Below are 8,589 nucleotides of genomic sequence, written 5' to 3' on the forward strand. Positions count from 1 at the left end.
AATCAGCTCCAGTTGGTGGACGCCGCCGGCAGATCGTGGGCGGATGGTCCCTTGACGCCCATCAGCAGGCTGCGCGGCGTGACCACGCCGACAATCTGACCATTGTCCACGACGGCGATGGCGTCGCGCTCCGACTGCATCGTCAATGTGATGAGTTCGTCGATGTCGGCGTCCGGCGTCGTGCGCGCCAGCGACGCGATGTCGGAATTCGGCGCGCTTTGCTGGAATTCGGCGACACTGCGCATGACGGAATGCGCCTTGATCAGATGGAGACGGGATATGCCGGCGACGAATTCGGCGACATAGGCATCCGCCGGGTTGAGGATGATTTCCTCGGCCGTGCCGGTCTGGATGATGACGCCGTCCTTCATGATCGCAATGCGGTCGCCGATCCGGATCGCCTCGTCGAGATCATGGGTGATGAAGACCGCGGACTTGCCCAAGGCTTTCGTCAGCTGCCGGAATTCGTCCTGAAGCTGGCGCCGGATGAGCGGATCGAGCGCGCTGAACGGCTCGTCCATCAGAATGATCTCGGGGTCGGAAGCGAGAGCGCGGGCGAGACCGACGCGTTGCTGCATGCCGCCCGAGAGCTCGCCCGGATACCGGTTCACCCAGTCGGCGAGGCCGACCTTCTCGAGCGCGGCAACGGCGGTCTTGTTTCGCTCCGGCTTGGTTATTCCCTGCACTTCGAGGCCGAAGGCCGCATTTTCCAAGACTGTGCGGTGCGGCAACAGAGCGACGCTCTGAAACACCATGCCGATGTTCCTGGCGCGCATCTGCCGGAGATCGACCGGAGACAGGGCGGCGAGGTCGCGCCCCTTGACGAGGACCTTGCCGGCGCTCGGCGTGATCAATTTGTTGAGCAGGCGGATGAGCGTGGATTTTCCGCTTCCCGACAAGCCCATGATGCAGAAGATTTCGCCGCGCCGCACCTGGAGGCTCGCCTCGGACACGCCGACGACGCAGTTGTATTCCTTCAAGACCTCTTTTTTGCCGAGGCCGCGCTCCTTGATCGACTTCATTGCCGCAGCGGACTTGTCACCGAAGACTTTCCAGAGGGACTGGCAGTCGATCAGGACATCATTGATATCGGCAGTTACGGTTTTCATAGCGATCCCCTTGAGCCAATCGGCGCTGGCTTCTCTCGTTGAATCTCCCAGCGTCCTTTGCGCGTCCAAAAGAACGCGCGGCGCTGTAGGATGGCCGCCCGACGGATCGGACGGCCACGACGCGGTTAGTTCTTCTTGATGTTTTCCCAGCGCTTGATCAGGTCGGCATGGGCGCCGATCCAATCCTGCACGGCCTGGTCCATGGTCTTGCCTTCATTGACCGCGCCGTTGATGGCGGTGATGTCGGCGAGCGGCACATAGACGCTGGCCATCACTTCCCGCGCATGCGGGTTCTCTGCGGAGAAGCCCTTATGGCCGATCCAGTAGTAGCTCTGCGGCGGCGGGAAGATGCCCTTCGGATCCTTGAGGTACTTGACCTCGTACTTCTGGACCATCCAGGACGGCTCCCAGATCGTCACCGCGATCCACTCCTTGCGATCATAGGCGGACTTCAGCGCCGCCGTCATCGCGGCGGTGCTGCCCTCGACGAGCTGGAGCTTGAGGCCGTAGTCCTTGACCACATTCGAGGTATCGCGCATCAGGCCGGCGCCCGGTTCGATACCGATGATCTTGCCGCCGAACTTGTCGGCGTTTTCATTGAGCTGTTCCAGCGAGTCGATCGGGACATATTTGGGAACCGCAACACCCTGATAGAGGCCGTGCGAAACCGGCGAGATCTTTTCGAGGCGGTTCTTGTTCTTGTCCCAGTAGTCCTGCGCGACATAGTCCGTCTGCGAGGTGAGAACCTGGATGTCACCCTTGGCAAGAGCGGCATAGGCGATGCCCCATTCGGAGAACTCGGTCACCTTGACGGTGTAGCCCGCGTCTTCGAGAACCTTCTTGGTGATACCGGTGATGGGCGTCAGATCTTCCCACGACATCGTGCCCATGGTGATCGTCTTTTCTTCCGCGCGAGCAGGAAGGATGCTGACCCCGATCATTGCAGCGGCGCAGAGCGCCTTCCACAAATTTTTCATTGTTCTTACTCCTGTTTTACGTTCCCATTCTCATTGAAGTCTGCGAGCGGGCAGCTTCAGATTGCGCGGGCCGAGGGATCATCCCTCGCGGCCAGCACGCAATTCCTGCAGGCGGATGACCGAGTTGACGCCGAGCCACGCGATGGGCTCGGGCGGCAATCTCACCGGTTCCGGCTGGTTCTTGTATTTGTCGAGTTCGGGGCTTGCGGCGCCTGTCGCCAGATCGGCCGCCATCATTCCCGCAAGCGTGCTCTTGACGGTGCCGAGACCATTCTCGCAGCAGGCGGAAAAAAGCCCTTCCTCGACCTCGCCGAATGCCGGCACATGGTTTCGGCTCAGGCAGAGCGCACCCGCCCAGCTAAACTCCATCGGCAGGCTTTGCATTCCGGGGAAGCGAGCGTCGAACGAGCGGCGCTGCTCGGCCGCCACGCCGGCGACCCGCTTCTCCGACACCTGGAGGCTCGGGTCGTAAGTGAACCGCGTCCTGATGACGATCCTCGAACGGCCATCTGTGGTGATCTTGCGCACCGTCGCGCCCATCGGATCGGCCGGCAGCAGCGCCCAACGGTCCGCGCCGGTGATATCGCCGCCGAATTCGTTCTGGGAAAAGGCCGATGTCATCGACGCGTAGGTGAATATGTGCATCAGCCGCCCGCGGAAATGGCCGAAGCTTTGAATATGGCCGTTCACGCCCAGAATGACCTTCGGCGCGGAGACCGATCCGCGAGCCGTCTTCGCCTTCCAGGACTTTCCCTCGCGGGAAAGCTCCAGCACCGGCGAGTGCTCGTGAATGGCGATCTTTGCGCTAAGTCCGCGCGCCAGGCCGCGGATATAGTCGGCGGGCTGGATCATCACCGCGCCCGGCGTATAGAGCCCACCGCGATAATAGCGCGAGCCCGTCATCTCCCGCATCTGATCGGCATCGAGAACGCGATGCTGCTCACCGATCTTTTCGAGCGACTTCCTGTAGTTGTCGTTGAGCCCGAGCCCCCGGTCGGAGGCCGCGGCATTCACCTTGCCCGCCGGATCGAAGGTTTCCTTGGACAGGCCGTATTCGGCCGCGACATCGGCTGCGAAGGAAATCGCCAGACGGTTCTGTCGAATCTCGTCCTTGGTCGCCTCTTCGTCGGCCACCGAATACTCGCCGGAAGAGAGATTGTGCGGCACGTCGATCATGAAGCCGGAATTTCTCCCGGCCGGACCCTTGGCGACTTCACGCGCCTCCAGGACGACGATCTTGTCCTGAGGGCGCAACTGCGAGAGGCGGCGGGCCGCCGACAGGCCGGCAAATCCGGCGCCGACAATCAGCCAGTCCGCGGTAATGTCGTGTTCAAGCGCCATTGCGGGAAAGGCGCGTTCGCTGATCGCCTCCCATCCCGAAACGCCGGTATCGATCGGCAGGCGCTTGATCACATGGCGGGTCATCGGATCGTCTCGTCGACCGACCGTTCGGATACGTCGATCCAGATGGTCTTGAGTTCGCAGTAATTGTCGTGAGCGAAGACCGACTTGTCGCGGCCGCCGAAGCCGGACTCCTTGTAGCCGCCGAACGGCGTGCTGGCGTCGCCTTCTCCGAAGCAGTTGACGGTGACGACGCCGGCGCGGATCTCCCGCGAGAGCCTGATGGCGTTCCGCAGGCTACCGGTATAGACGGACGCCGTCAGGCCGTAGTTCGTGTCGTTGGCAAGGGCGATCGCCTCGGCCAGCGAATTGAAGGTCGTCACCGAAAGCACCGGGCCGAAAATTTCTTCCTGGAAGAGGCGGCTGGCCGGCGTCACGCCCTCGACCACCGTCGGTTCGATGAAGATGCCGTTATAGGTTTCACCGCCATGGGCGATCGAGAGCTTCTCCGTCTTGGCGTCGTCGAGGAAAGACTTCACCTTTTCGAAATGCGCCTTGCTGACGAGCGCGCCGATGCGGTTTGCCGGGTCGAGCGGATCGCCGGTCTTCCATTCGCGCATGTAGGCGCCGATGCGTTTCAGCAGTTCGTCCTTGATCTTGGCATGAACGATCAGACGCGAGGTGGCCGAGCAGTTCTCGCCCATGTTCCAGAAGGCGCCGTTAACGACCTGCTCGGCAACGAGGTCCAGGTCTTCGGCATCGTCGAGAACCACCGCGGGGTTCTTGCCGCCGCATTCGAGCACCACCTTCTTGAGGTTCGAGTCGGCGGCGTAGCGCAGGAAGCGGCGGCCGGTGGGCGTCGATCCGGTGAAAGCGACCATATCGACATCCATATGCAGGCCGATCGGTTCGCCGACCTCCTTGCCGCCGCCGGTCACGACGTTGAAGACGCCAGCCGGGATACCTGCTTCATGAGCAAGCTCGGCGACGCGCAGCGTGGTGAGCGTCGTTTCCTGTGCCGGCTTGACGATCACCGAGCAGCCGGCGGCAAGCGCCGGGCCGATCTTCCAGGCCAGCATCAGCAGCGGGAAATTCCACGGCAGCACGCATCCGACAACACCGATAGGCTCGCGCACGATCATCGTCAGCGCGTTGGCGCCGACCGGAGCGGTGTTGTCATAGAGCTTGTCGATCAGCTCGGCGTGCCAGCGCAGCGTATGAATGGTATCGGCAACATCGACCGTCTGGCATTCGCCGACCGGCTTGCCGCTGTCGAGGCTCTCCATGACGGCGAGTTCGTGACGATGGTCCTCCAAAAGTTTGGCGAGCTTGAGGAGCACTGCTTTGCGTTCGGCCGGCGAACGCAGCCGCCAGCGGCCGTCGTCGAAAGCTTGCTTCGCCTTGGCGACGGCGGCGTCGACGTCGGTGGCGTCGCAGGCTGCGATTTCGGCGAGAGCCTCACCCGTCGCAGGGTTCGTGGAGGTGAACGTCTTGCCGGAGTTCGCCGGACGGAATGCCCCGTCGACGAAGGCATTCGTCGGAAGTTGAAGACCGGCGGCGATCGCCTTGTATTCGGCTGCGGTCAAGGGTTCATGCATGGTTTGCTCCCGACGTGATCTGGCTGACCGTGCGCTTCAACGTGGCGACGACGGTCTGAAGTGTTCGTTTTTCCTCGGAGTTGAGCGGGCGCAGCGGCGCGCGGACCGAGCCGACGTTCAGCCCGATCAATTCGCATCCGTGCTTGATCGACTGGACGAATTTGCCGCATTCGAGGAAATCCATCAGCGGCAGCATCGCGGTCATGATCGCCCGGCCTTTGTCGAAGTTCTTTTCGACGACGCAGGCCTCATAGAGGGCCACATGTTCGCGCGGCAGGAAATTGGAGCCGGCGCAGACCCAGCTCTTCGCGCCCCAGGCGAAGAATTCGAGCGCCTGATCGTCCCAGCCGCAGGACAGTGCAATATGCGGAAACTTACGGGCGAGCAGGTGAAGGTTGCCCATGTCGCCGGAGCTTTCCTTGATGGCGATCACGTTCTTCGACTTGCCGACGCGGGAGAAATATTCTTCGCCCATCACGACACCCATGCGGGCGGGATAGTTGTAGAGCATGATCGGCAGGTTGGCCGCGCGGTCGACGGTCAGAGCGTGGACCGCATTCTCGCGTTCGGTCGGCAGCGCGTAGGGCGGTGACGACACCAGGATTGCATCCGCGCCGATGTCCTTCGCCGCCTTTGCGTATTCGACCGAATCTTCGGTGCGCGTGGCGCCGGTCCCGATAATAAGGGGCAGCCGCGTGCCGATGACGTCCCTCGCATAGGCTGCGAGGTCGAAGCGCTCCTGGCTGCTCTGGGCGTAATACTCGCCCGTCGAGCCGCCGACGATGATGCCGTGGACGCCGGCCTCGATCAGCGACTCGAGCACGGCGGCAAATCCGGCTTTGTCGATCTGGCCATTTTGATCGAGCGGCGTCACCGCCGGCGTATAGATCCCCTCAAACTTCACGATGACTTCTCCAATATTTGCGTGGCGGGACCGCCGAGGAAGGCGTCCGCCTTGAGGCCTTGCGGGGCGATGAACATCTCCATGTTCTCGCGGGACAATTCCCAGTGTTCGAAGACGAGGTCGACGACGGCATTCTCATCGTGGGCGCCGAGCGCATCGATGAAGCTGTCATGATGGTCGACGGCCACTTGAAGCCGCCGCTTCATGTCCTCGTTCCTCGGTCGGAAGAAGGTGTGGCCGATGCGCGCGTGGTCGATCAGCAGCCGGCCGAGGCTCGGCTGCAGATAGACGTTGCCCGACATCTCGCCGAAAATTTCGTGAAAACGATTGTTCTCGAGGACCATCGCCAAAGGGTCCATGTTCTCGCTGGCGGCGCGGAACCGCTCCTGGGTCTGCTTCAGGTCTGAAAGCTGGGCGGGTTTGAAATTCTGCACGGCGAGACGGCCGATCGCCGCGTAGATCATCGGTGCGACGAGAAAGAAATTCCGCAGGGTGGAATGGTTCATCGGGATGACCCGCGCACCCCTGTTCTCGCGGATGTCGATATAACCCTCGCCGGCAAGGCGCCGAAATATGTCGCGAACCGGCGTCCGCGAGAGCCCGTATCTTTCACTCAAACTGGCTTCGTCCAGATCGGCGTCCGGGTCCAGTTCCATCGTCAGGATCTGCCGTTTCAGGTCTTCGTAGAGATTGCTCTTGGGTGTCTTCGCCATCGTCGCTCTCCGGCCAGTCGTTGCTCTACGCCGTGAAAATGGCACGCTTGTCGGAAGGAGTCAATAATTGTGTACTTTGCGTACACAATTAGTATTTATAGAATACACAATGATGCCGAGCGCTATGGTCGCGATGCCTGTCAGGCACCGCTTAACGTGCTGACAATGATCGACATTCCGCGGCGGCGACCGTCGCGGCGTTCTTGCCAGCGGATCATGTGGCAGGTCGGTGAGAATGTCTCTGGAGTTGACGTCGATACGACGTCGGTCATCAGGCCTCGAAGCCTGGACGCCGGCGACCCGGCGAGCGGCCATTGCGGAATATCTCGTTTCCGGTGGCGGCGGTTTTGTCGGGGAGCGCCGGCCCGGCGCTCCCCGGGGTCGATTAAGAAGCCAGAACGCCGCTCTTCTTGGCGGTCCACGTGGCCATGTAGTCCATAAGGCCAGGGTTTAGGCAATCGTAAGGCTCGAGGCCGGACGCCCTCAACTGCGCCCTGACGGCGTCCATCTTCGCGGGGTCGAAGCCGCTCTCGATGATCGACGACACGAAGGCCGCAAAGCCCGGCTTCGCCCAGCCGCTTTCCTGGAAGCGTTCCGGATGGACGAAGGACAATCCCTGGAACGGATGTTCGCGCACAACCGGCCCATACATATGCACGCCGCATTCCTTGCAGGCGTGGCGCTGGATCAAGGCGGCGGAATCGACGACGGCGAGCTTATCGCCGTTCTCCAGCACTTCGACGCTTTCGGTCGGAGCGACCGCCACGACCGAGAAGACGGCGCCCTCGGGCTTCCAGCACTTGGTGCAGCCACAGGCGTGATTATGGGCGATATCGCCCTTGATCTTCACCTTGACCGGATTGCTTGCGCATTTGCAGACGAGCGTCCCGCCTGCGAAAGCAGCGTCAGTCGCCCGAAAGCCTGAATCCACTGCCGGATGTATGGCTATGCTGGTCATGGGTTTCTCCTCCCCTTCTGGGCCGTTTGCGATATGCCCGGCCAAGCTCTGCAATCAGTCTCCCAATCTCCGCGCGTGCCAGCGCAGATGGTCTTCCATGAATGTCGAAATGAAGAAGTAGGAGTGGCCGTACCCGTCCTGCATGCGAAGCCGCAGGCTGATGCCGGCCGTCTCGCAGGCCTGCCGGAGCTCTTCGGGGCGCAATCCGTCCTGCAGGAAGCTATCCGCCGTGCCTTGGTCGACGAGGAATTCCGGGAACCGGTGCCCGTCTTCGATCAGCGAGCAGGCATCATAGGCCCGCCAGTTCCTTTCATCCGATCCGAGGTATTTCTGGAATGCCGGCTTTGACCAGCCGGAGACCGAGGGATGGCTGATCGGCGCGAAGGCCGAGCAGCTGCCGAAGCGTTCGGGGTGCTTGAGCGCGATCGTGATCGCGCCATGTCCCCCCATCGAGTGGCCGAAGATTCCCTGCCGCGTCATGTCGACCGGAAACTCGGCCGCGATAAGCTTCGGCAATTCATCGACGATGTAGCTGTACATCCGATAATTCTGTGCGAACGGCGGCTCGGTGGCGTCGACGTAGAAGCCGGCACCCTTGCCGAACTGCCAATTATCCGGCTCGTCCGGGACGGTATCGCCCCGCGGACTGGTGTCGGGGCAGACGATGATAATACCGAGTTCTGCGGCAAGACGCCGATACTCTCCCTTTTCCATGACGTTCGCATGGGTGCAGGTCAGACCGGATAGGTACCATAGAACCGGCAACTTCCGTACTTTGGCCTGCGGCGGTAGGAATACCGCAAAGGTCATGTCGCAGTCGCAGACATCCGAGCGATTGATGTAAACGCCCTGGGTGCCGCCATGAGAATTTTCGGTTGAGATGGTTTTCATGGCTCAGTACACGACCACGCCGCGGATGGACTTGCCCGTATGCATCAGCTCGAAGCCCTTGTTGATGTCTTCGAGCGGCATGGTGTGGGTGATCATCG

The 8,589-nt window shown here is 61.6% G+C and carries 8 protein-coding genes; all 8 read right to left on the bottom strand.

Annotated elements, in window-relative coordinates:
• Positions 1-2: 2 nt before the first annotated feature.
• The 8 genes from FHT75_RS33540 to fghA all read right to left on the bottom strand — a co-directional run bounded on the left by FHT75_RS33540 (position 3) and on the right by fghA (position 8,491).
• The gene (locus tag FHT75_RS33540; protein WP_063473467.1) at positions 3-1,109 is read right to left on the bottom strand and encodes a glycine betaine/L-proline ABC transporter ATP-binding protein; all 1,107 of its coding nucleotides are present in this window, start codon (positions 1,107-1,109) and stop codon (positions 3-5) included.
• Positions 1,110-1,234: 125 nt separating this feature from the next.
• The gene (locus FHT75_RS33545; RefSeq protein ID WP_063473466.1) at positions 1,235-2,086 is read right to left on the bottom strand and encodes a glycine betaine ABC transporter substrate-binding protein; all 852 of its coding nucleotides are present in this window, start codon (positions 2,084-2,086) and stop codon (positions 1,235-1,237) included.
• Between the two features lie 78 nt (positions 2,087-2,164).
• Positions 2,165-3,511 (bottom strand): NAD(P)/FAD-dependent oxidoreductase, encoded by a 1,347-nt coding sequence (locus FHT75_RS33550; protein ID WP_063473465.1) that lies wholly within the window; start codon positions 3,509-3,511, stop codon positions 2,165-2,167.
• Positions 3,508-5,025: an aldehyde dehydrogenase gene (locus FHT75_RS33555; RefSeq protein ID WP_063473464.1), complete on the bottom strand. Its 1,518-nt coding sequence runs from the start codon at positions 5,023-5,025 to the stop codon at positions 3,508-3,510. Before FHT75_RS33555 ends, FHT75_RS33550 begins: the two co-directional genes overlap by 4 nt.
• Complete coding sequence (locus FHT75_RS33560; RefSeq protein ID WP_063473463.1) at positions 5,018-5,929, bottom strand: dihydrodipicolinate synthase family protein; 912 nt, start codon at positions 5,927-5,929, stop codon at positions 5,018-5,020. Before FHT75_RS33560 ends, FHT75_RS33555 begins: the two co-directional genes overlap by 8 nt.
• A complete protein-coding gene (locus FHT75_RS33565) occupies positions 5,926-6,642 on the bottom strand; it encodes a GntR family transcriptional regulator (RefSeq protein WP_047619566.1) in 717 nt (238 codons plus the stop codon). The genes FHT75_RS33560 and FHT75_RS33565 overlap by 4 nt, the downstream gene beginning before the upstream one ends.
• Positions 6,643-7,027: 385 nt before the next feature.
• A complete protein-coding gene (gfa, locus tag FHT75_RS33570) occupies positions 7,028-7,600 on the bottom strand; it encodes an S-(hydroxymethyl)glutathione synthase (RefSeq protein WP_047619564.1) in 573 nt (190 codons plus the stop codon).
• A gap of 54 nt (positions 7,601-7,654) precedes the next feature.
• A complete protein-coding gene (gene fghA, locus FHT75_RS33575; RefSeq protein WP_048338724.1) occupies positions 7,655-8,491 on the bottom strand; it encodes an S-formylglutathione hydrolase in 837 nt (278 codons plus the stop codon).
• Positions 8,492-8,589 lie beyond the last annotated feature (98 nt).

Origin of the sequence: Rhizobium sp. BK112 (assembly GCF_014193215.1) — a bacterium.
Classification (GTDB): Bacteria; Pseudomonadota; Alphaproteobacteria; order Rhizobiales; family Rhizobiaceae; genus Rhizobium; species Rhizobium anhuiense.

Excerpts from the sequence above, each read along its gene's own strand:
- fghA (WP_048338724.1), bottom strand. The coding sequence starts at position 8,491 with ATGAAAACCATCTCAACCGAAAATTCTCATGGCGGCACCCAGGGCGTT.
- FHT75_RS33550 (WP_063473465.1), bottom strand. The coding sequence starts at position 3,511 with ATGACCCGCCATGTGATCAAGCGCCTGCCGATCGATACCGGCGTTTCG.
- FHT75_RS33565 (WP_047619566.1), bottom strand. The coding sequence starts at position 6,642 with ATGGCGAAGACACCCAAGAGCAATCTCTACGAAGACCTGAAACGGCAG.
- gfa (WP_047619564.1), bottom strand. The coding sequence starts at position 7,600 with ATGACCAGCATAGCCATACATCCGGCAGTGGATTCAGGCTTTCGGGCG.
- FHT75_RS33555 (WP_063473464.1), bottom strand. The coding sequence starts at position 5,025 with ATGCATGAACCCTTGACCGCAGCCGAATACAAGGCGATCGCCGCCGGT.
- FHT75_RS33545 (WP_063473466.1), bottom strand. The coding sequence starts at position 2,086 with ATGAAAAATTTGTGGAAGGCGCTCTGCGCCGCTGCAATGATCGGGGTC.
- FHT75_RS33540 (WP_063473467.1), bottom strand. The coding sequence starts at position 1,109 with ATGAAAACCGTAACTGCCGATATCAATGATGTCCTGATCGACTGCCAG.